At 62.3% G+C, this 21,567-nt stretch carries 21 protein-coding genes; 8 read left to right on the plus strand and 13 right to left on the minus strand.

What is annotated here, in order from left to right:
• Nucleotides 1–84 precede the first annotated feature (84 nt).
• From ACFQJC_RS14805 to ahaH, 8 genes are all read right to left on the minus strand, one after another.
• Nucleotides 85–1,494 (minus strand): ATP synthase subunit B, encoded by a 1,410-nt coding sequence (locus tag ACFQJC_RS14805; protein ID WP_390224780.1) that lies wholly within the window; start codon nucleotides 1,492–1,494, stop codon nucleotides 85–87.
• A gap of 3 nt (nucleotides 1,495–1,497) precedes the next feature.
• Complete coding sequence (locus ACFQJC_RS14810; RefSeq protein WP_390224782.1) at nucleotides 1,498–3,258, minus strand: ATP synthase subunit A; 1,761 nt, start codon at nucleotides 3,256–3,258, stop codon at nucleotides 1,498–1,500.
• 5 nt (nucleotides 3,259–3,263) lie between these two features.
• Nucleotides 3,264–3,584 carry a V-type ATP synthase subunit F gene (locus ACFQJC_RS14815; protein WP_390224783.1) on the minus strand — a complete coding sequence of 107 codons (321 nt, stop codon included), beginning with the start codon at nucleotides 3,582–3,584 and terminating at the stop codon, nucleotides 3,264–3,266.
• Complete coding sequence (locus tag ACFQJC_RS14820; RefSeq protein ID WP_390224785.1) at nucleotides 3,581–4,627, minus strand: V-type ATP synthase subunit C; 1,047 nt, start codon at nucleotides 4,625–4,627, stop codon at nucleotides 3,581–3,583. Before ACFQJC_RS14820 ends, ACFQJC_RS14815 begins: the two co-directional genes overlap by 4 nt.
• Nucleotides 4,624–5,208, minus strand: a complete 585-nt coding sequence (locus tag ACFQJC_RS14825; protein ID WP_390224786.1) for a V-type ATP synthase subunit E — start codon at nucleotides 5,206–5,208, stop codon at nucleotides 4,624–4,626. The genes ACFQJC_RS14820 and ACFQJC_RS14825 overlap by 4 nt, the downstream gene beginning before the upstream one ends.
• A 20-nt stretch (nucleotides 5,209–5,228) precedes the next feature.
• Nucleotides 5,229–5,486 (minus strand): F0F1 ATP synthase subunit C, encoded by a 258-nt coding sequence (locus tag ACFQJC_RS14830; RefSeq protein ID WP_390224788.1) that lies wholly within the window; start codon nucleotides 5,484–5,486, stop codon nucleotides 5,229–5,231.
• A gap of 175 nt (nucleotides 5,487–5,661) precedes the next feature.
• Nucleotides 5,662–7,854 (minus strand): V-type ATP synthase subunit I, encoded by a 2,193-nt coding sequence (locus tag ACFQJC_RS14835; RefSeq protein ID WP_390224790.1) that lies wholly within the window; start codon nucleotides 7,852–7,854, stop codon nucleotides 5,662–5,664.
• Between the two features lie 4 nt (nucleotides 7,855–7,858).
• A complete protein-coding gene (gene ahaH, locus ACFQJC_RS14840) occupies nucleotides 7,859–8,191 on the minus strand; it encodes an ATP synthase archaeal subunit H (RefSeq protein ID WP_390224792.1) in 333 nt (110 codons plus the stop codon).
• 145 nt (nucleotides 8,192–8,336) lie between these two features.
• Between ahaH and ACFQJC_RS14845 the strand changes: the two genes are divergently transcribed.
• On the plus strand, nucleotides 8,337–8,960 hold the full coding sequence (locus ACFQJC_RS14845; RefSeq protein ID WP_390224794.1) for a methyltransferase domain-containing protein: 624 nt from the start codon (nucleotides 8,337–8,339) through the stop codon (nucleotides 8,958–8,960).
• A 37-nt stretch (nucleotides 8,961–8,997) separates the two neighbouring features.
• Here the strand turns inward: ACFQJC_RS14845 and ACFQJC_RS14850 are convergent, their stop codons facing one another.
• A complete protein-coding gene (locus ACFQJC_RS14850; protein WP_390224796.1) occupies nucleotides 8,998–9,480 on the minus strand; it encodes a type IV pilin domain-containing protein in 483 nt (160 codons plus the stop codon).
• 111 nt (nucleotides 9,481–9,591) lie between these two features.
• The gene (locus ACFQJC_RS14855; protein WP_390224798.1) at nucleotides 9,592–10,944 is read right to left on the minus strand and encodes a DUF7094 domain-containing protein; all 1,353 of its coding nucleotides are present in this window, start codon (nucleotides 10,942–10,944) and stop codon (nucleotides 9,592–9,594) included.
• 126 nt (nucleotides 10,945–11,070) lie between these two features.
• On the opposite strand from ACFQJC_RS14855, the gene ACFQJC_RS14860 reads away from it, so the two are divergent.
• The 4 genes from ACFQJC_RS14860 to ACFQJC_RS14875 all read left to right on the plus strand — a co-directional run bounded on the left by ACFQJC_RS14860 (nucleotide 11,071) and on the right by ACFQJC_RS14875 (nucleotide 15,059).
• The gene (locus tag ACFQJC_RS14860; protein ID WP_390224800.1) at nucleotides 11,071–12,213 is read left to right on the plus strand and encodes a helix-turn-helix transcriptional regulator; all 1,143 of its coding nucleotides are present in this window, start codon (nucleotides 11,071–11,073) and stop codon (nucleotides 12,211–12,213) included.
• Between the two features lie 68 nt (nucleotides 12,214–12,281).
• On the plus strand, nucleotides 12,282–13,076 hold the full coding sequence (locus ACFQJC_RS14865; RefSeq protein ID WP_390224802.1) for an electron transfer flavoprotein subunit beta/FixA family protein: 795 nt from the start codon (nucleotides 12,282–12,284) through the stop codon (nucleotides 13,074–13,076).
• Nucleotides 13,073–14,023 carry an electron transfer flavoprotein subunit alpha/FixB family protein gene (locus ACFQJC_RS14870; RefSeq protein ID WP_390224804.1) on the plus strand — a complete coding sequence of 317 codons (951 nt, stop codon included), beginning with the start codon at nucleotides 13,073–13,075 and terminating at the stop codon, nucleotides 14,021–14,023. The genes ACFQJC_RS14865 and ACFQJC_RS14870 overlap by 4 nt, the downstream gene beginning before the upstream one ends.
• A gap of 193 nt (nucleotides 14,024–14,216) precedes the next feature.
• Complete coding sequence (locus ACFQJC_RS14875) at nucleotides 14,217–15,059, plus strand: polyprenyl synthetase family protein (protein ID WP_390224806.1); 843 nt, start codon at nucleotides 14,217–14,219, stop codon at nucleotides 15,057–15,059.
• Between the two features lie 26 nt (nucleotides 15,060–15,085).
• On the opposite strand, the gene ACFQJC_RS14880 is transcribed toward ACFQJC_RS14875, so the two are convergent.
• Together ACFQJC_RS14880 and ACFQJC_RS14885 are read right to left on the minus strand one after the other, a co-directional pair.
• Nucleotides 15,086–16,225 carry a DUF373 family protein gene (locus tag ACFQJC_RS14880; protein WP_390224808.1) on the minus strand — a complete coding sequence of 380 codons (1,140 nt, stop codon included), beginning with the start codon at nucleotides 16,223–16,225 and terminating at the stop codon, nucleotides 15,086–15,088.
• 75 nt (nucleotides 16,226–16,300) lie between these two features.
• On the minus strand, nucleotides 16,301–17,806 hold the full coding sequence (locus ACFQJC_RS14885; RefSeq protein WP_390224810.1) for an ATP-binding protein: 1,506 nt from the start codon (nucleotides 17,804–17,806) through the stop codon (nucleotides 16,301–16,303).
• A 98-nt stretch (nucleotides 17,807–17,904) separates the two neighbouring features.
• On the opposite strand from ACFQJC_RS14885, the gene ACFQJC_RS14890 reads away from it, so the two are divergent.
• Together ACFQJC_RS14890 and ACFQJC_RS14895 are read left to right on the plus strand one after the other, a co-directional pair.
• Nucleotides 17,905–18,900 (plus strand): radical SAM protein, encoded by a 996-nt coding sequence (locus ACFQJC_RS14890; protein WP_390224812.1) that lies wholly within the window; start codon nucleotides 17,905–17,907, stop codon nucleotides 18,898–18,900.
• Between the two features lie 111 nt (nucleotides 18,901–19,011).
• The gene (locus ACFQJC_RS14895; protein ID WP_390224814.1) at nucleotides 19,012–20,289 is read left to right on the plus strand and encodes an MFS transporter; all 1,278 of its coding nucleotides are present in this window, start codon (nucleotides 19,012–19,014) and stop codon (nucleotides 20,287–20,289) included.
• A gap of 1 nt (nucleotide 20,290) precedes the next feature.
• On the opposite strand, the gene ACFQJC_RS14900 is transcribed toward ACFQJC_RS14895, so the two are convergent.
• A complete protein-coding gene (locus ACFQJC_RS14900; RefSeq protein WP_390224816.1) occupies nucleotides 20,291–20,962 on the minus strand; it encodes a hypothetical protein in 672 nt (223 codons plus the stop codon).
• A 113-nt stretch (nucleotides 20,963–21,075) separates the two neighbouring features.
• Here ACFQJC_RS14900 and ACFQJC_RS14905 point away from each other — a divergent pair, with 113 nt between their 5' ends.
• Nucleotides 21,076–21,546 (plus strand): TRAM domain-containing protein, encoded by a 471-nt coding sequence (locus ACFQJC_RS14905; protein WP_390224818.1) that lies wholly within the window; start codon nucleotides 21,076–21,078, stop codon nucleotides 21,544–21,546.
• Nucleotides 21,547–21,567: the final 21 nt, after the last annotated feature.

Raw genomic sequence — 21,567 nt, forward strand, 5'->3', positions numbered from 1 at the left:
CGAGTGGTGGAGTCGTCGCCGGCGACTGTCGCTGTTGCGAACGCCGTCGCTCACGGCGTCGATAAAGAGAGAAAACGGGTGAGATTACGCTTCGGCTTCGACGGCTTCGGCGTCTTCCTTGTAGTACTCCTCGATGAGTTCTTCGTCGATACGGTTGAGTTCCGTCTTCGGAAGCGTCGAGAGGAGTTCCCAGCCGATATCGAGCGTCTCGGAAATCGGGCGGTCGGTGTCGTAGCCCTGATTCACGAACTCGGACTCGAAGCGCTCGGCGAAGTCGAGGTACTTGTTGTCGCGCTCGGAGAGTGCTTCACGACCGACGATGTTCACGAGGTCACGAAGGTCTTCACCCTCGGCGTACGCGGCGTACATCTGGTCGGAGACGTCGGCGTGGTCCTCGCGGGTGAGGCCCTCACCGATACCGTCGTCCATGAGACGCGAGAGCGACGGCAGCACGTTCACCGGCGGGCGGAGACCCTGACTGTTGAGGTCACGGTCCATCACGATCTGCCCCTCGGTGATGTATCCGGTCAGGTCGGGAATCGGGTGCGTGTCGTCGTCACCGGGCATGGTGAGAATCGGAATCTGCGTGACAGACCCGTCACGACCCTTGATACGACCTGCGCGCTCGTAGAGCTGGGCAAGGTCGGTGTACATGTACCCGGGGTAACCACGGCGACCCGGAACCTCTTCGCGGGCCGCACCGATTTCGCGGAGTGCCTCACAGTAGTTCGTCATGTCCGTGAGGATGACGAGGACGTGGTAGTCCTTCTCGAAGGCGAGGTACTCTGCGGTGGTGAGTGCGAGACGCGGCGTGACCGTCCGCTCGACTGCGGGGTCGTCCGCGAGGTTCATGAAGACGACGGAGCGTTCGAGTGCGCCCGTGCGCTCGAAGTCTTCCATGAACTCGTTCGCCTCTTCTGCGGTGATACCCATCGCGCCGAAGATGACTGCGAACTCGGAGCCTTCGTCGTCTTCGCCGCTCTCTTCCGGCACGGTCGCCTGACGTGCAATCTGCAGTGCCAGGTCGTTGTGCGGAAGCCCAGAGCCGGAGAAGATTGGGAGCTTCTGGCCGCGAACGAGCGTGTTCATGCCGTCGATGGACGACACACCCGTCTGAATGAACTCTTCGGGGTACTCGCGCGAGAACGGGTTGATTGCAGCGCCGACGATGTCGTGACGCTCGTCGGGGACGATGTCCGGGCCGCCGTCGATTGGCTGGCCAGACCCGTCGAGCACGCGACCGAGGAGATCCTCGGTCACGGGCATCTTGAGCGTCTCTCCGAGGAACTTGACGGACGCGTTCCGGTCGATACCAGTCGTGCCTTCGAACACCTGAATCGCAACGAGACCGTCGCTGGATTCGAGGACCTGTCCACGCTTGGTCTCGCCTTGCGGCGTCTCGATTTCGACGATTTCGTCGTAACCGATTGCCTCATCGACTTCGGCGAACACCAGCGGGCCGCTGATTTCGGTGATAGTTTGGTATTCTTTCATGGTTCAGTACTGTGCGCGGAGTTGCTCCGTAATCTCATCTTTGAGCTCCTCGATGAACACTTCCCAGTCTTCCTGCACGCCGATGCGGTTGAGCTGCGGCGCGGCGTCGATAGACTGGATTTCCTCGACGGGGACGCCGGCTTCGAGCGCCTTGAACGCCTCGTCGTTGAACGTGTGAATCGCGGTGAGGATGCCGTAGGTCTTCTCCGGGGAACAGAACGTGTCCGTCGGGTGGAACGCGTTCTGCTGCAGGTACGCCTCGCGGAGGTAGCGAGCGACTTCGAGCGTCAGCTGCTGGTCCTCTGGGAGTGCGTCCTTACCGACGAGCTGTACAATCTCTTGCAGCTCGTTCTCTTCGTCGAGCACGTCCACGGCCCACTGGCGCTCTTCCGGCCAGTCGTCCTTGACGTTCTCGACGAACCACGGGTCGAGCTGGCTCTGATAGAGCGAGTAGGACTCGTTCCAGTTGATAGCCGGGAAGTGACGACGCTCTGCGAGGTCTGCGTCGAGTGCCCAGAACGTCTTCACGATACGCAGGGTGTTCTGCGTGACCGGCTCGGAGAAGTCCCCACCCGGCGGCGACACTGCGCCGATGACCGAGACGGAACCCTCCTGGTCGTTGATGGTCTCGAAGTAGCCTGCGCGCTCGTAGAACTCGGAGAGACGGGCGGCGAGGTACGCAGGGTACCCCTCTTCGCCGGGCATCTCTTCGAGACGCGAGGAAATCTCGCGCATGGCCTCTGCCCACCGGGAGGTGGAGTCGGCCATCAGTGCCACGTCGTAGCCCATGTCGCGGTAGTACTCCGCGATGGTGATTCCCGTGTAGATACAGGACTCACGTGCTGCGACAGGCATGTTGGACGTGTTTGCGATGAGGCACGTCCGAGCCATGAGCGGGTTGCCCGTCTTCGGGTCGTCGAGTTCCGGGAAGTCCTCGATAACCTCGGTCATCTCGTTTCCGCGCTCACCACAGCCGACGTAGACGACGATGTCTGCGTCGGCCCACTTGGCGAGCTGGTGCTGCGTAACCGTCTTTCCGGAGCCGAACGGACCCGGAATCGCGGCCGTCCCACCCTTTGCGATGGGGAACAGACCGTCGAGGATACGCTGCCCCGAAACGAGTGGTTCACGGGGCGTCTTCTTGTCTTTCGATGGGCGGGCGCGGCGAACCGGCCACTCCTGGTGCATGGTGACTTCTTCGCCGTTGTCGAGTTCGACGACCGCCTCGGTGACGGAGAACTCGCCCGCCTCGATGGCGACGACTTCGCCGCCTTCGAAGTCCGGCGGGACCATGACCTTGTGTTCGATGGTGACCGTCTCGGGGACGGTTCCCACGATGTCACCGGGGGCGACCTCGTCGCCTTCGGAGACTGCGGGTTCGAACTCCCATTTCTTTTCGAGGTCGATACCGGGTGCGTCAACACCGCGGTCGAGGAACGCCGAGTCCATCTTGGACTCCAGGACGTCCAGCGGCCGCTGGACACCATCATAGATGGCGTCGAGCATGCCGGGACCAAGGTCGACGGTCAGCGGTTCGCCCGTGTTCTCGACGGGTTCGCCGGGACCGACACCGGAGGTCTCCTCGTACACCTGAATGGTCGTGAGGTCACCCTCGATTTCGATGACTTCGCCCATCAGCCCTTCTTTGCCGACGTACACAACGTCGTTCATACGGGCGTCAAGGTCGCGGGCGATCACGACCGGACCACTCACGCTTGCGATGATGCCGTCTTCGCGGACGGAATCTTGTGTTGCCTGACTCATTGTTGTTATTCGTCCATCAGATCGATACCGATTGCTCGCTTAATCTGGTCGCGGAGACCGCTCGCGCCACCAGACCCGCCGAGTGTGACGAGTGTCGGTTCGATACTCCGTTCGACGGATTGGCGGACGCCGCGCGAGAGGTAGTCGAGGTCGTCTTCGTGCATCACGATGATGCCGACGTCCTCGTCCTCGAGCGTGCGGGTCACGGCTCCGTCGAGTGCTTCTGGCTTCTCCCCGTCCGGCACGTTCTCACACTTGCGGACACCCGCAAGGCGAAAGCCGGTGGTGAAGTCCGAACTGCCGATTACTGCGATTTCCTGGCTCATAGGATGACCAGTTCCTCCTCGATTGCATCGGGGTCAAGCCCGGCCTCGCGGCCGCGGGCGATGGCCCGGATGTTGTCTACCTCGCGCTGCTTGGCGAGGATATACGAGACGATAGGGGTGACCGAAAGTGGGTACACGTACCCGAGCGAGTCCGCGTACTTCAAGAGCGCCGAATCGAGTGCGCGCTCGAACCCGATGAGGCTGTCTGCCTCGTCGAGGTCAGAGAGCGCACCGGAGAGTCGGTCACCGTAGCGACTGTCACGAATCTTCGAGACGAGTTCGCTCGGGCTGTTCGCCAGCGCGGCGAGTTCGCTCGCACGGAACAGGGTGCCGCCTTCGATGAAGTACTCGACGGGGTCGAGTTCGGCGCCGCTGCGTGCGATGCGAAGTGCGTTGCGGGCGTTACGGAAGTCGATTTCTGCTTCGAGGAACTCGCGGTACTGCTGTGCCTCTTCGCCGACGACGAGACCTTCGAGCAGTTGCTCGTAGAAGGCACGGTCGATGGCGTTTTCCAACGGGACGAGAACACCGGTGTCCTCGTAGTCGTCGTAGGCGGCCGCGAGACCATCGCCGAAGATAGTCCCCGAGAGCAGTTCGATGACGTCCTCGATTTCGGCTGCATCGAGCAGCCGGGAGAGGAAGCGGTCGTCGAACTCACCGGCGCGAATCAGATCGACTTCGACCGTGTCACGGTCGGTCTCGGAGTAGATGCCACGGATGATGGTCTTGACGTTCCACGCGTCGAACTTCCGAAGGTACCGCGCGATAAGGTCGTAGAGCGAACCGTCCGCCCAGTCGAGGATGTCGTTGAACTGCTTTGCGAGGTTGCGGTTCAACGAGTACTCGATGAGATCGACACCGGAGAAACGGCTTCCGAGGGCGTTGATCTCACGTTCGTACTCTGATTCCTCCATAAAACGGGCGATTTCGGCCGGCCCCATGCGGACCAGTTTGCGGTACTCTTCGTTCCCGAACAGGGCACTGCGTCGTGCTCGAACACGAGCGATAACGTATTCCGGATTCGAGCCGCCTGCAGTGCTCATTGGTCGTCGAATAATCGCGTGCTCACTTCCTTCAAGTTGTCCTCCCAGAGACTTTCGAGGACAGAGTCGAAGGTGTTGTTCACTCGAACGCGAGAGTTCGCGCCCTCGACGACGACGCCACCGAGGCAGTCGCGCTCGCCGGCCAGTTCGTAGCCGTCGTAGTCGGCGAGGATGGTTTCGAGCAGGTCGGAGTCGTCGGCACGACCGTAGACGTGGACTTCGTCCTCGTCTTCGAATTCGACCGCTGCCGCATCGAGGAGCGTACGGGTCAGCTCCTCACGGCGGTCGCCTTCGAGGCCAGCCAGTTCGCTTTCGACCTGCGAGCGAACACGCTCCAGCACGTCACGGCGAGCGCCGAGTCGAGCCTGCTTGGCTTCGAGTTTGGCGCTAGAGAGTGCCTGTTCACGCTCGCGTTCGAGCTGACGCTCGACAGCGGCTTCGCGCTCTTCGATGAGCGCTTCGGCTTCGGCTTCGGCTTCAGAGCGAATCTCTGCTGCTCGCTCCTCACCGCTCTCTTTGATTTCCTCCGCGCGTGCGTTGGCTTCTTCTCGGATGTCCTCAACGACGTTGTCCAAACTCATGATGGAAAGGAAGGGGTGGTTTAGACCAGGAAGACAACGACCAGCGCGAGAATGACGAGCGTCTCGGGAAGGACCGTCAGAATCAGTCCGTTAACGAAGAGCGACTCGTCCTCTGCGATGGCTCCCATTGCGGCCGAACCGATGCCACGCTCTGCGTAGCCAGCTGCGAATGCGGCGATACCGACGGACAGGGCCGCTGCGGCTGGGGCTTCGATTGCTGGGGAGGAAGCTGCTTCACTCTGCAGTGCAGTCATGAGGGGTTCAATTGCTTCAATCATAGTGTGTTCCTAAGTACCGGATTGTCGTCTCCGAACGTTCGTATGTGTTGCAAGACGTCTCATAAAGGTTCCCAAAACAATCGGCCAATATCGCGTTATTCGACCGGCTGTTCGTGGTGTTTCCGCAAAAAATGACTCTCGAAAACTGAAGAATAAAGAAGTGCCAGTGAGAAGGCTAGTCTTCAGCCGTGAACTGGCGCTCGTAGCCGAACGGCTCGTACTCCTTGCCGCCGCCTTGGAAGAACTTGCCGAAGAACTCGACGTACTCCAGACGGACGGCCTGCAGGCCGGCACTCGTGACACCGAGTGCGAGGACGAGCAGGTGACCGACGACGAGGACGACGAGACCGAGGAGGAGCGTCGCCGCCCCACCGTGGACCAAGCCGCCGAACAAGATTTCGGTCACTTCGTAGCCGTGGTAGCTCAGCGTTTCACCCGGTCCGAGTGCCGCCACGGCACTGGCGTCGGGCATTCCTCCGAGACCGAAGTGCCAGCCACCGTGGTCATCGACGTACACGCCGAAGAACAGCAGGTTGACCGTGAAGGCCATACCCGCTTTCGCCAGCAGCACGGCGGCGATACGAGTGTACGACAGGACGTTCGAGAGGACGCTGATGAACTCGACGAGTTCTGCGGGTTCCGCCATCGCCAGGAGTCCGAGACCGACGAAGAACAGCCCGAGGCCAGCCCAGCCGACGACGGCTGGGAAGCCAGTAAAGCCAATCGGCAGCACGCCGTCAGCGGCGAACGTGGTGAACAGGAAGTCCGGCGGGATGTTTCCGAGCGCAGGGCTGAAGATCCAGATCCAAAGCCCGTTGAGCATCAGAATCCACGACCCGGCTTCGAACACGGCCTCCTTAGCACCGTGGAGGTTCGACACATCGACGAACTTGAAGATGTAACCGATGTTCAGGTGGATAATCCCGAGCATGACGCTCACGGTGAGCCAACCGAGCGCCCACTCAGCAGTCGCCGGCGAGAGACCCTTCTCTATCGGGGCGTGTGCGAGGCCGACGACGTCGTGCCAGAAGTAGTCGGCAATCAGGTGTAGCCCGAATATCTCACCGTACAGGATACCGAAGATGGTAGTGAACACACCGGCAGCGATGGTGATACCGCCCATGCTCTTGAGCGCCCCATCGTCGTACTTCGCGTAGAGGAAGTAGCCGATTGCGGTGTAGATGAGACCGTATCCGAAGTCACCGATCATGAACCCGAAGAACGCCGGGAACGTGAGGAACAGGATGACCGTGGGGTCGAGTTCGTAGTAGTTCGGTCGGTTGACTGCCTTCACGAGCAGTTCGAACGGCTTGACCGCACCGCTATTCTGCTGGACGACTGGCGGTTCGTCACTGTTCATCGTGACGACGCCACCGTCTGCCGCAGTCGGTGTCCCGCTGCTCTCGGAGACGCTCTCCGTGGCGTGGTCGTGGCCGTCGTGCGAGAACTCCGCGCGTTCGAGTTCTTCGACGTCAACGCGCTCGCCGACGGCGTTCTTCAGCGCGCTTGCGAAGGCGTTGTAGTCGCCGGTCGGAATCCAGCCTTCGGCGACGAACGCATTTTCGGTCGTCGCAAAGGAGAGCGGCGCTTCGGTCTTCTGAACGTCGATTGCGAGACGCTCTTCGGCGGCCAGCAGGAACTCGCCTTCTTCGACCTTGAGGTCGTTGAGTTCCGATTCGACGGTGTCGAGTTTGGATTCGACTTCGCGCTGTTGCTGCTCGAGGTCGCGGATGTGTTCTTCGGGGCTTCCCGAAGCGTCCGGGATTCCGAGCGTCGTGAACTCCGTCCCGACGAGCGAGTCGAGGAGCGCCGTCTCGGATGCGTCGGAGACGGGGCGTGCGAAGACTGCGTGGGTCTTCTCACCGGAGAACACTTCGAAGGAGTCGATGTCGTCGTCGTCGAGGAGTGCGCGCTCGACGGCGTCGAGTTTGCCCTGGCCGACGACGACCTGGAGCGAGTCGTAGCCCGACAGCAAGTCGAGGTCGAGACCGAGGTCCACGAACGGCTCCATCGCCTTGATTTCTTCTTCCACGTCGCGGAGCTTCCCCTGGAGTTCGGAGCGGCGGTCATCGAGTCTGTTGACCTCGTCACGAATCTCTTCGAGGGGTTCGCCGAGCGCGTCGTCGGGGACGATGCGCTGGCGACCGGCGTCACTCGCTTCGACGCCGAGGATGCTCTTGAGCGACCGGACGGTGACGAGTTTGTCGGACGCCGACTCGGCACCCTCGATGGGCGACCCGGAGTCGAAGCCGTACTCGCCTTCCCAAGAACCGTCGTACTCGGAGACGTGGAGCAGTTTCAGCTCATGAAGCGACTCGATGACCTCGGACATGATGCCCTTGGAACCGGTCACCGAGACCTTGCTCATTTGCTCAGGTCTGAGCATTCACCGCCTCCTCGAAGGTACTGATGACGTACTCGGCCGCATCGTCGATGCGGCTTTCCGCCTCTTCGATGAGTTCGTCGCGTGCTTTTTCACCTTCCTCGCGGATACGCTCGCGCTCTTCTTCGATTTCCTTGCGCCCTTCGGCTAAGCGCTCGGCTTCGAGTTCGTTCGCCTCCGCCTCGGCTTCGGAGCGAATCTCGTCCGCCTCTCGGCGTGCCTCCGCGACGAGTTCCTCACGTTCGGCCTCGGCCTGCTCAACGATATCGTCGGCCTCCTGCTCGACCGATTTGATTTGTTCGAGAACCTCTTGTCTCGGCATACTCGTATCACAGGAACGTTGCACGAGCGCCGTATAAGGTGTTTGCGGAACGTTGTCGAGAGCGAGTGAGCGACCGCATCGAATTCGACCGAATATGCGCGATGAATCCGCACCGTTATCATGAGTGAGTCCTAACCTCGCGCCAATGGGAGTCCTCGAAAACAAAGCGCGGGCACGCCTGTTCTACAAGTATCTCTCGAAGGTGTACGACCAGGTCAATCCCTTCATCTGGAACGAGGAGATGCGCGACGAGGCACTCGAACTGCTCGACATCCAACAGGGAGACCGCGTCCTCGACGTCGGCTGTGGCACGGGCTTCGGCACCGAGGGCCTGCTCCGCTACACGGACGACGTGCACGGTCTCGACCAGAGCATCCACCAGATGCAGAAGGCGTGGGAGAAGTTCGGCAAGAACGACCAAGTTCGGTTCTACCGCGGCGACGCCGAGCGCCTGCCGTTTGCAGACGACTCGTTCGACGTCATCTGGTCCTCCGGCTCTATCGAATACTGGCCGAATCCCGTGACCGCGCTCGAAGAGTTCCGCCGCGTCGTCAAACCCGGCAACAAGGTGCTCGTCGTCGGTCCCGACTACCCGAAGACGGGCGTCTTCCAGAAACTCGCGGACGCGATTATGCTGTTCTACGACGAGGAAGAGGCCGACCGGATGTTCGAAGCCGCCGGCTTCGTCGATATCGAACACCACATCCTCCAGCGACAGCCCGGAAGCCCGCGCGCCATCGTGACCGTGGCACGCGCTCCCGACGAGTAATCGACCGCCCTCCTCATCGTTGCTATTCCGCACACCGTCACCCAGCAATCGCTCGGAGCGACGCGATTCGCATCTCCCCTCGATAGACCCGCACGACCACCTCCGACCCCGACTCGATGCGCGGCGAATTCGTCCCGGCGAGTTCGAGACTCGCCGTCTCGCCGACGGACCACGTGGAATCAGACGCCGAGTTGAACGGCCCAGTCGGACCGGGAGCGAATCCGCGAGCCGAAAAGAACGGAACCGCCGGTTGGAACCGAATCGGCGTTCCGTCCACCGAAATCGTGAGCCGAAGCATGTGAACGTCGAGTGCGGGTCCCGCCTCGTTCGTGAGCGAAATCGACTGCCCGTTCACGTCGAGCGAGAGCGCCGTCGGTTGTGACGGCGACGGCGTCGATGCTGCCATCCCGAGCGCTGCCGTGCCGACGACGCTAGCAAGTACGACCACGATGCCGACGAGCACGACGACGCCGACTACCGGCGTGACTCCGCGCGTTGCCGACGAGAAGTTCCGAATCATCGGGTCGGGGTGGGCCCGTTCTGTCTAATGAACGTTCGGGAGCGGAACGGAAAACGTCCGGAATCGGAATGGAGGGAATCAGAATGGAGGATCGAAAATGGACGAAATTTTCTACGCGAGTGCGCCCGCGACACTCGCCGGAGTCTCGGTCATCGACCCGGAGGAGTCACCCGACTCACCCGAATCGCCGACGTTGGACGACGGACTCGACGTGTTCGTCGCCAGTTCGGGGACGGACGTCGGCGAGACCGTTAACACGACCGCCGCGTTGCCGCGGATGACGGTGACCGTGAAACTACTATTCGGCGAGAGAGTCCAGAGGTTCCCGTCCGAGTCGGTCTGTCCGATCAAGGTACTCTCTTGGCTCACTTCGAGACCGAGCGTCACGTTCGCGCTCACCGGGTCGTCGGTGGCGCTCTCGTTCAGTGCGATGCGCATCGGCCCGCCGGGGTACGTTCGGTAGACGGTGAGGTTGAGTCCGTCTTTGACCTGCGTCGCCGGGTCGCCGACGAAGCCGTCGTCGAGCGGACGGATTTGGGCCTCTTTGAACACGGTGCCACTGCCGCTATCGACGTAGGCGAAGAGTTGGCCACGTGAGTGGCTGATACGAACGAGGTAGCTATCGCCCGCGCCGACCACGTCAGCACCGTTTTGCGACGCGCGAGTCTCCCAGATAGTCGGGTAGTTTTCGGCGACGACGTCGAGCGCTTCCGCGGGCGTCACGCCGCTGGACTCTCGGTCACGGAGGTCAGAGCGGTAGACTTCGCGTATGTAGGTGTCGTCAGCGATCGTGCTGAGAACGATGCCGGTCTCGCTGGTTCGGACGAAGAACCGCGCCGGGTCGGCCCGTCCGGAGAGTACCGCTGCGGCCTGTGCGCGCACCGGCCCGGTGAACGTATCGAGTTCGCGTTCGAGCGCGGCGAGGCGACCCGAGTCGAGCGAGAAGTCGGGCGTATCGACCGCGATTTGTCGGAGTTCCGTCCGGCGGTCGTTGAGGTTTCGCGCTTGCGCGTCGATGCGGGCGAGTTCGACGACGAGTTCGCGCGCGGACATCTCTCCGGCGTTGTAGGCCGACAGCGCGTTCTGTTGCTGACTCTGGAGCGCGATGGCGCGCTGCTCGATGCGGTTTATCTCGCCGAGAATCAACTGTTGGCGGACGTTGTTGTCGGCTACCGATTCGATTCGTTCGATTGACGTGAGCGTCTGGAGGCGGCCGTTCGCGCGAATCGACGAGAAGCCGAGTGCCGGGCCGAGGTCCACGTGTTGGCTATTTATCGAGGAGCGTGCGACCTGAGATTCGGGAATATCGAGGACGTGAATCGTCTCGTTCGCCGACGCTTGGACCTGTAGCGACTGCGTCTCTCCGAGGTCCGCGGATGGAGTGGCGAAGGGTTCTGGACCGACCGCACCGAGTGCTGGTGAGGCCACCAACACGACGACCAGAACGAGCGGGAGGGCCTTCATTGATGGAGGCGTACACGGGGGCGATACAAAAATGGCCCTCTTGTCGAGGCGGGTCGATTCGTCGCAACTTCTGAGGTTGAGTCGATGGAAAGCGTTTTCATCGCCGGACGAAACCAATTCACGTATATGCGGAGCGCCGTCCCACTCGTTGCCCTCCTCACACTTCTTGCTGGTGTGCTCACACCAGTTGCTGCCGCCGAGCCTGTCGCATTCGACGCTCAGGACCCTGCGCGCGCGGCGCTCGGTGACTCCGCGCTCGTCGCCCAGCAATCGGCAGTAGACCAGACGCCGAAGACCGATATCGTCATCGAGTTACGGAGTGACCGGTCGGCCAGGTGGCGCATCGAGATGCGCTATCCGCTCGAAACGGCGAACGAGACGGCCGCGTTCGAACAGTTCGCACAGGAGTACGAGAGCGGCCAAGCGGACACCGGGTTCGACAGAGACCTCTTCGAGAACATCGCAGCCTCTGCGAGCGAGCAGACCGGTCGCTCGATGGCCATCGAGAACGTCAGTCAGGAGGGAATCGTCCAGAACGATACCGGTATCCTTCGTCTCTCCTTTACGTGGACGAACTTCCTCGAAGAGACGGACAGTGGCGTTCGTCTCGGTGACGTCTTCGAGTCGGAGTCGGGCGAACCGTGGCTCACCTCGTTGCAGGCGAATCAGAACCTGACGATTCACACGCCGCCGGGGTTCGCGCTCAACAGTAACAGCAACAGCCTCCCGTTCGAGAACAACTCCATCGTCATCGAAGGGCCGCGAACGTTCGAATCGACCGAGGACCTCGAAGTGAGCTATCGCTCGACCGGCGGCGACGGCGGCGGGGTCGATGCGCAGTGGATCCTCGCCGGTGCGGGTGTGCTCGTGCTCTTTGCGGTCGCTGCGGTCTTGTACGTCCGACGGCGGCCGACGAGTGACGATGCGTCGTCAGCCGCGGCAGCGAGCGAGCCTGTTGACGAGCCGGTCGAACGACACGACGAGCCGGTCGAGGGACCGATACAGGAACCGGACCACGACGAAGTCGAACCCGAGGAGGAACCGGGAATCGACCTCGACCTGCTCTCCGACGAGGAGCGCGTCGAGCACATGCTCGAACAGAACGGCGGCCGGATGAAACAGGCCACCATCGTCAAAGAGACCGGGTGGTCCGACGCGAAAGTCTCGCAGTTGCTGTCCTCGATGGCCGACGAGGAGCGCGTCGAGAAACTTCGGTTGGGTCGTGAAAACCTCATCTCGCTCCCGGACGAGAACGAGATACCCGAATAACTGGGCTACTGCGCTGTCGCCGAGTCGTGACGAAAACGTTTATTCGCCGGCGAAATTAGTGAACGTTGATGAAGGTTCTCGTAACCGTCAAAGAGGTTGCCGAGGTGGAAGAGGACTTCCAACTCGACGGCCTCCACGTGGCGGAAGAGTATCTCGACTACGACCTCAACGAGTGGGACGAGTACGCAGTCGAAGAGGCGGTCCAAATCGCCGAGGAGAACGACGACGTGGAAGTCGTCAGCGTGACCATCGGTCCGGAGCGCTCGGAAGAGACCATCCGGATGGCCCTCGCCAAGGGTGTTGACCGCGCGATTCGCGTGTGGGACGACGCCCTCGACGACGTTGACCTCCTCGACGTGAGCGCGAAGGCGGAACTCCTCTCGGCGGTCGTCGCCGAGGAAGACCCCGACCTCGTCTTGACGGGCGTCCAGGCGAACGACGACAGTTTCGGTGCGACCGGCGTCTCGCTCGCCTCCGCTATCGACTTCGAGTGGGCGGCGGTCGTCAACGACCTCGACCTCGACGTCGATGGCGGCGTCGCACACGTCCGCCGGGAACTCGAAGGCAGCGTCGAAGAGCTGACCGACGTGGAACTCCCCGCGGTGCTCACGATTCAGACGGGTATCAACGAACCCCGCTACGCGAGTCTGCGCGGGATTCGACAGGCCCAGTCGAAGGAGATCAAGCCACAGTCGCTTTCGGACCTCGGTCTCGACGCCTCGGCGGTCGAATCCGACCTCGTATTGGCCGACGTGTACGAACCCGAAGTCGAGTCCGACGTGACCTACTTCGACGGTGACGCGGGAGCGCAGGCCGCCGAACTTGCGACGGTCCTCCGCGAGAAGGGGGCGGGTGCGCAATGAGCGTCCTCGCAGTCGTCGAACACCGCCGTGGTGCGCTCCGCGACGTGTCGTTCGAACTCGTCACGGCCGGCGCGGAACTCGCCGAACAGGCGGATGAAGAACTCCACCTCGCGGTCATCGGCGGCGACGTGGATGCCTTCGCAGAGGAACTCTCGCTCGCGGGCGTCGATACGATTCACACCGTCAGCGAAGGCGACGAGTTCAACCACGACGTGTACGTTCAGGCAGTGGTCGCGCTCGCCGAGGAACTCGACCCGACGTTCGTCCTCATGGGCAACACCGTCAACGGTCTCGACTACGCGCCCGCCGTCGCGGACGCGCTCGACCTGCCGCTCGTGACCGACGCAATCGGTCTCTCCTACGACGGCGGTCTCGTGGCGACCCGCGAGATGTACGCTTCGAAGGTCGAATCCACCATCGAAGTCGATGCCGACAACGCCGCAGTCACTATCCGTCCCGCCGAGTGGGACGACACCGAAGACGCCGGCGAACCAGCCATCGAAGCGTTCGACTTCGACCTCGACGACTCGCGCGTTCGCTCGACGGTCACCGGCTTCGAGGAAGTCGGCGGCGGCGACGTGGACATCACCGACGCCGACATTCTCGTCTCCGTCGGCCGCGGTATCGAGGAAGAAGAGAACCTCGAACTCGTACAGGACCTCGCCGACGCGCTCGGCGCGACCCTCTCCTCGTCGCGCCCAATCGTGGACAACGGCTGGCTCCCGAAGGACCGTCAGGTCGGCCAGTCCGGGAAAGTCGTGACGCCGAAGGTCTACCTCGCAATCGGCATCTCCGGCGCAGTCCAGCACGTCGCCGGCATGAAGGGCGCAGAGACGATTATCGCGGTCAACACCGACCCCGACGCGCCAATCTTCGACATCGCAGACTACGGTGTCGTGGGCGACCTGTTCGATGTGGTTCCTGAACTCATCGAGCAGTTCAGCTAACTACCGTCACTTTTTGGTCCACCGTGAGACGCGACGCGTCTCACGGGCTTTTCGAGCGAATTTCGGGGACGCCGACGTATCTCTGTATCCGTGCGAAAAGGAGACAGTAACCGTCTGATTGGACCCCGGTCTCGCGGTTCGCGTTTGCCGATAATTCGGTACGTACTTCCCTACCGGACCCTACGAACCGACAATGGAATATTTGGAGCGCCGGGTGGCGATGGTAAACGACCGACTCGAAGAGGTCGTTTCGACGGTCGAACCGTCGGACCTCGCTGACCAACTCGACCACGTCGCCCTCGCAGGGGGCAAACGGGTTCGGCCCGCCGTGACCATCTTAGCCTGCGAAGCCATCGGCGGCACTCCTGAGGATGCGGTCGATTTCGCGGTCGGTGTCGAACTCGTTCACAACGCCTCGCTCGTTATCGACGACATCATCGACCGCTCGGACATTCGTCGCGGGACGCCCAGCGCGTGGGCCGAATACGGCTACGGCCCGGCAATTATCGCCTCCGACGGCCTGCTCGGCGAAGCGTTCGCACTCCTCTCGTCGAGTGACCGTGCGACCCAAATCGTCGCCGAATCGATGGTCGAACTCGGCGAGGGCGAGGCCGTCGAACTCGTCGCCATTCCCTCGAACGAAGCGGAGTACATGGAACTCGCGCGTCGAAAGACGGGCGCGCTGTTCCGTGCGGCGGCCGAACTCGGAGCGGTCGCCGCCGGGGCCGACAGTCACGTCGTCGAAGCCTTCGGCGAGTACGCAGAGCGCGTCGGCGTCGCGTTCCAGATTCGAGACGACGTGCTCGACGCGACCGCCGACGCCGAGGAACTCGGCAAGCCGACGGGGCAAGACGCCGAGATGGGTCGCCCCTCGCTCGTGCAGGTGACCGAACTCACCCCCGAAGAGGCCAACCGTCGCGCCCGCGAGCAGGCAGACGGCGCACTGAAAGCGCTCGACGCGTCGGGTGTCGAAGACTCAGAATCGCTGGAGTATCTCCGCGACCTCGCGGAGTTCGTCGTCGTCCGCGAGAGCTAACCCGAACGGCTCGTTCTCACTGCGTTTCAGACCGCTTGTTCGCCGTCCGGGGTCGTCGGGTATCGTGACTCCGCAATCGCAAACGTGAGCGTACTCAACACGCCGAGGAGCGTCCCAATCGTGAGCGCCACCGCGAGGTCGGTGAGCGCGACCGTTTGGACGCCGGGCAAGCCCTCGGGGAGGAAAAAGCCCGAGAGTGCGTAGAGCACGAGCGCAATCGCGCCGACGTAGAACGGTGCGTTGAGGTAGCGCCACTTGAACCGGTCGTGGAGGTACTCGTCGGTCACCTGCCCGAGACTGCTCGTGATACCGGCGGCGGCGAACCACTCGATAGACCCGTGGACCAGCGCCGCCAGCATGACGCCCGGCGGGAGACTCCCGCCGAACTGCTCGGCGAACTGTTCGGAGGTGAGTTGCAGGAGTTCGACGGCGCGGAAGCCACCGACCACGAGCAGCGCCGCGGCGGCGACGTAGGTGATAATCGTGACGCGACCCGCGTAGAGGACGTTTCGGGCGCGTTCGACGGCGTCGTCCACGGCCGTTTCGAGACCGAGACCGCGAAAGAGCGTGTAGAGACCGAGGAGTGCCGAGATGAGTCCGAGCACGACGGCACCGGGCACGTCGAAGAAACTCGCAATCGTCACGAAGGGGTAGATGAGGAGCAAGATGCCAAGTGGGACGAGAATCGTCCCGCGGGTCTCGGGGTCCGCGAGCACCTGCTTCATCGTGTAGTACATCGATTCGAGGTTCTGTGCCTGTCGGACGACGACGCGGCGAACCCCGTCGATAGGGACGCGAGAGCGAATCACGGGGAGGACCGATTCGTCCTGTGCGCCGTCGGTGATGACGATGGCGTGGACCGACTCGCCGGTCGAGAGGCTGGCGAGCACGGTGTCTATCTCCTCGCCGATGGCGCGGTTGGCTTTCACGTCGCTCCCTTCGAGTCCCGTGACGGCCGCGACTTCGACTTCTTCGTCTTCGTCTTCGAGGAGTTGGTCGTAGACGCGAATCCCCTGAAAGAGAACGTTCACGTCAGAATCCTCTGGGTCGGCGGTGGCGAGCGCCACGGCAGCCTCTTCGACCCGGTCACGCCCGATAACGGGCGTGTCGAACCCCGTCTTGCGTCCGAGGTCGTCGTCGAGGTCGACACAGAGGACCAAGAGCATTATCGTCCAGTATGCCGTGGGGATATATCTGCTTTCGGGGGCGCAGTCGCCCCGTCACCACGAGACGGCGCGGCCTCACACGGACGTGTATTCATCGCCGAGCGGGTCGAAGAGGACTTCGAATCGGGCACCTCCTGCCTCTCCGTCAGCCACGCGAATCGTCCACCCGTTCATATCGACGATGTGCGTGACGATGTCGAGACCGAGCCCCGTCTCTGTTCCTTGGTTCTTCGTGGTGACACCCGGGAGGAAGATATCGTCCCGAACCTCGTCGGGGATTCCCGGCCCGTCGTCTTCGACGAAAAAGCCACCCGCCGAAGGGAGCGTGCCGACCCGGACGACGAGCGACTCGTCGTCTGTCGTCCCGTGCTGAATCGCGTTCCGAAACAGGTTCTCGAAGATGCGTTTGAGTTGTCCGACGTCGCCGGTGACGACCGGGAGTTCCGAGATTTCACAGCGAGCGTCGAACGACTCGGTTTCGCACATCTCCCACGCTGCGGCCGCTGCATCCGCCACTGCGACCTCGGTTTCGTCGCGCGCGTTCGTCCCGTCACGAGCGAGCGAGAGCACGTCTTCGACGAGTTCCGTGATTCGCGTGTGAGCGTGGTCGATACGGTCGAAGTGCGCCGGGTCGTGCGAGTCGCGTGCGAGTTTCAGCCATCCCTGGGCGACTGCGAGTGGCCCACGGATGTCGTGCGAGAGGACGTGCGCGAAGGCTTCGAGACGCGCGTTCTGTTGGGCGAGTTCCAATTGGTGCGTGATTCGGTCGGTGAGGTCGGTGACGTAGCCGAGCACGGTGGTCGTCTCACCCCCGTCGGAGACGGGAATCGCATAGATGGTGAGCCACTGAACGACGCCTGTGTCGTCCTGTACGACCCGAACCTCGAACTCGTAGTGGTCCGCGGGCGTGCCACCGCGAAGGTCGTCGGCCATCGCCGCAATCTCCGTGGAGAACTGCTGTCGGTCGTCGATGTGGACGTAGTCCAGGAACTCCGGGGATTCGCCGAAGGCGTGCTGGCCGACGAGCGTCTCACTGTCGGTTCCGAGGAGGCGTGCGAGGTAGTCGTTGACGAACGCGACCCGTCCGTCTTCGAGTGCGAACAGACCGACGTGCGAGTGCTCGACGACCGTTCGATACCACATCTGCGTGTGCGACTGTTCGTTCAGCCGGCGCGAGGCTTGAACGACGGATTCGATGCGACGGGAGAGGAGGTCGAACGCTGCTGTGTCGGTTTCTTTCGAGACGTAGGCGACGGGGCGCTCGACATCCAACGTCTGCTGAACGAGTTCGTCTGCGTCGGTGCCGAGTAACAGGACAACCGGCAGCGACGCGTCCCCGCGCCGAACCGCTCGAACCACAGTGAGTGCTGACGGCCCACGCAAGTCGCCGTCCACGACGACGCAATCGACGATGCGTTCGCTGAGGCGCTCGGAGACTCTGTCCGAATCCAGTCGGTCAGTTACGATGCGGTCGGCAGTCGCCGTGAGACACCGTTCGATTCGGTCTCCGTAGGCGTCGTCGTCGGTGACGAGGAGCACACGAATCGTGTCGTCCGAGTCCACCACGTCCTCGACGTACATTATACGGTGTTGACACGTGCGCCGGTATTAATGGTATTCCCTCGCCGAAACGATTCGCACGGCTTTTGACGCTCCATCGTGTAAGCCTCCGTAATCGAATGATTTCGAAGGGCTGCGAACAGTGCGCCATGGGCGGAAAGATGGTGATGTTCGTCTACGGGTACTGCGACCAGCGTGATTGTTTCTACTGCCCGCTGGGAGAGAACCGCAAGAACGTCACCGACGTGTACGCCAACGAGCGGTTGGTCGAATCCGACGAGGACGTCATCGAGGAGGCAAAGCGCATGGAGGCACTCGGGTCGTCTATCACCGGCGGCGAACCACAAGAGGCACTCGACAAGACGTGTCACTACATCTCGCTTCTCAAAGACGAGTTCGGCGAGGACCACCACATCCACCTCTACACGGGTATCACGGGCGGCCGCGAGAACATGCGCCGGCTCGCCGAGGCCGGACTCGACGAGATTCGCTTCCACCCGCCGCTCGAACTCTGGGGCGACATGCACGGCACCGAGTGGGAAGACATCCTCTACATCGCCCGCGAGGAGGGTCTCACCCCTGCCTTCGAGATTCCCGGTATCCGCGCCGAACCCGAGTTCCTCGAATTCCTCGACGAGGGCGCGGCGGAGTTCTGTAACATCAACGAGTTCGAGATGTCCGACGGCAACTACCGCCGGATGCAACAGAAGGGCTACGAACTCCAAGACGGCCACATGTCGGCGGTCGATGGCTCGAAAGAGGCCATCCTCGACCAGATGGGTCACCACGAGCGGGTCTACTTCTGTACGAGTGTCTTCAAAGACGCCGCCCAGCACCGCAACCGCCTGAAGCGCATGGCCCGCAACATCCGCCGGCCCTTCGACGACGTCACCGACGACGGTACGCTCGTCTACGGCAAGACGCACACCCCCGCCGAGACGTTCATCGAACTCGGCGTCCCCGAGGAGTTCTACACCATCAAATCGAACCACGTCGAAGTCGCGTGGTGGCTCCTCGAAGAGATGATAGAAGAAGGCGACATCGACGAGGGCGAAATCGTCGAGCAGTACCCGACCTACGACGGGACGGTCGTGGAGCGAACGCCGTTAGCCTGAGTTCGAACGCGGTTCGATTCTGTGTTGCAACAGGTCGTCAGAGCCAGGAGTACCGTGCGAAGTGACGGTGGAACAACAAGAGCTAATACGAGTTACGTTTGCTCTTTTTTCATGTCTAGTTTATATCGAAATTCTGGATTTATGCGACTCTTTCTGGGACGAATCGTCACGAATGCGGGCGACAGTGCGTATGGAATCGCGGCCATGTGGCTCGTCTTCGAACTGACGGGGTCGTCGTTCTACACCGGTCTCGCGGGGTTCCTGTCGTTCGGCCCGCAAGCCCTCCAATTTCTCGTCGGTCCGCTCATCGACCGTTGGCCGGTTCGGAATCTCCTCGTCGGCACGCAGTTCGCCCAGATGGTTGGGGTGTCGTTGATTCCGCTCGCGGCTTTCACCGGCCACCTCTCGGTGTGGGTGGTCCTCGTGTTGATGCCGGTTCTCGCCTTCCTCAACCAGTTCGTCTACCCAGCACAGCACGCAGTGCTCCCGAAACTCGTCACCGACGACCAACTCGTCGAGGCGAACTCGCTCTTTTCGTTTGGCTATCAGGGGACTGATTTGGTGTTCACAGCACTCTCGGGGGCACTCATCGCCGTCGTCGGGGCCACGAATCTCTTTGCGTTGGATGCAGTAACGTTCGCAGTTGCAGTGCTCCTGTTCGTTGGCTTGCGAATACCGCGTGAAGAGCCATCGAACGATTCGGAATCGGACGACGAGTCGTCTTCGTCTGCCTTCGCCGACTACCGCGCCGAGCTTCGAGAGGGGTTCGACTACATTCGAGGGTCGGTGTTCTCGACGATGGTCGTCGGTTCCGTCGTCGTCAACGCCGCCTACGCGATGTTGATTGCCGTTTTACCCGCGTTCGCCGATTCCCTCGGTGGTCCCGCTGCCTATGGGTTGGTGGCCGCTGCGATGGGTGGCGGAAGCTTGGTCGGGACCATCGTCGCATCACGTGTCGAACACCATCCATACGGCCGGGTTGCAATCGCCTCCTACGTCCTCTCGGCAGCGTGTCTGGGCATCGCTTTCACAGTCTCGTGGCTTCCGGCGACTATCGCGTTCGTCTTCGCGGCGTTCGTCCCTTCCGGCCTCACGAGTGTCTTGTTCCGGTCGATGGTCCAGTCGGCTATCGACGACTCACTTCTCGGGCGGGTGTTCTCGGTCATCTCCAGTCTGAGCACGCTCATGATGCCGGTGGGTGCACTCTTCGGGGGATACATCGCAACGTACGCGGGCGTCGAAACGGTCGTCGCCGTTCTGCCAGTATGCTGGGGACTGCTCGCAGTCTACTTCGGACTCCATCCAAAACTCCGCCGTCTGCCAGCGGTCACCAGTGCTGACGAGTTGTCGCTCGGCGTGCGTCGCGGCACACCAGTGAGTGACGGTTAGATTAGGCCGAACGTTGTGCCCGCGTCAGCGCCACGAACAGACTCGGCGCAATCACCAACGCCCCAGCGGACGCCGTCGTCGCTCCCAGTGGAAGACGCATCGCCAACCCGAACGATGCGACTCCAAGCCCGAGAAGTACGCCGGCGACCATCCCGAGTCGTTGCTGGCGGTACGTGGGTCGAAAGCCGCGAGCCTGCGCGTAGAGCGCGCCCGAAAGCCCGACGAGCAGGCCGATAACCGCGCTGAGCGCGCCGACGAGCGGGGCGGCGGCGAGAAAGAGCGCACCGACGGAACCACTGGCGACGAGCGTCTGGAGAGGCGAGAGCGGGTTCACGTCGGCACCGAACTTCGTCGCGTAGACGACCGTGGGAAGTGCGACGAGCAGCGCGGCCAGCAGGCCGGAGAGAAACGGGACGCGTGGTGTATCGACGAGTCCAGCGAGGAGAAGCAACCCGCCGAGGGCGACGCCGATGCCGAGGATGATTCGCGGCGGGAGCGCCTCGGACGGGTCCTCGGAGCGGACGACGCCGAAGGCCGCGAAGGGCACGCAGACGACGACGCCGAAGAGGAGCGACGGGAAGAAGCGGCCGGTGAGCACGACCCCCGAGAGCGTCGCCGAGAGACCGAGAAAGACCCCGGTGACGAGCGAAATCTCGGGGACGTAGCGGGACATGTCTCGGGGTTAGTTCGAGCAACGGAAAGCGTTTCGCCGCCGGAATCGAGACCCGCGAGGGGCTGGAATCACTACCCGCAAGGGTTTAGAACACACCTCGTGTACCTCCGACCATGCCGGACTGTCCACTTGCGGATGAGTGCCCGAGTTTCTCCGAACGAATCGCTGGCATGGGGTGTCAGTACTACAGCGACCGCGGTGGTGCAGAGTGGTGTGACCACTACGAGCGGCCGATTCGGGAACTCAAAGAGCAACCCGTCAAACCCGGCGAAGAGGTCATCGTCACCGTCGAGGACATCCACGAGAGCGGTGCCGGTGTCGGCCGAACGGAAGACGGATTCATCGTCTTCATCGACGGCCTGCTCCCCGACGCACGCGCCGTCGTCCGAATCGACCAGGTGAAAGGAAGCCACGCTCGCGCGAAGAAGGTCGTCGAGCGCCTGCCGTTCGAACCCGAGGACAAAGAACAGGACGACTCGTCGGCGTCGTCTTCGTCGTCTGCATCCGACCAGCAGGGCCGCAAGCGCCGCAAGCCAAAGCGCCCAGAGCGACTCGGTAGCCGCGACAACTTCTGGGGCGAGTAACCGACCCGCGTCTTCGACGCA

Origin of the sequence: Haloferax namakaokahaiae (assembly GCF_042663225.1) — an archaeon.
GTDB classification, from domain to species: Archaea; Halobacteriota; Halobacteria; order Halobacteriales; family Haloferacaceae; genus Haloferax; species Haloferax namakaokahaiae.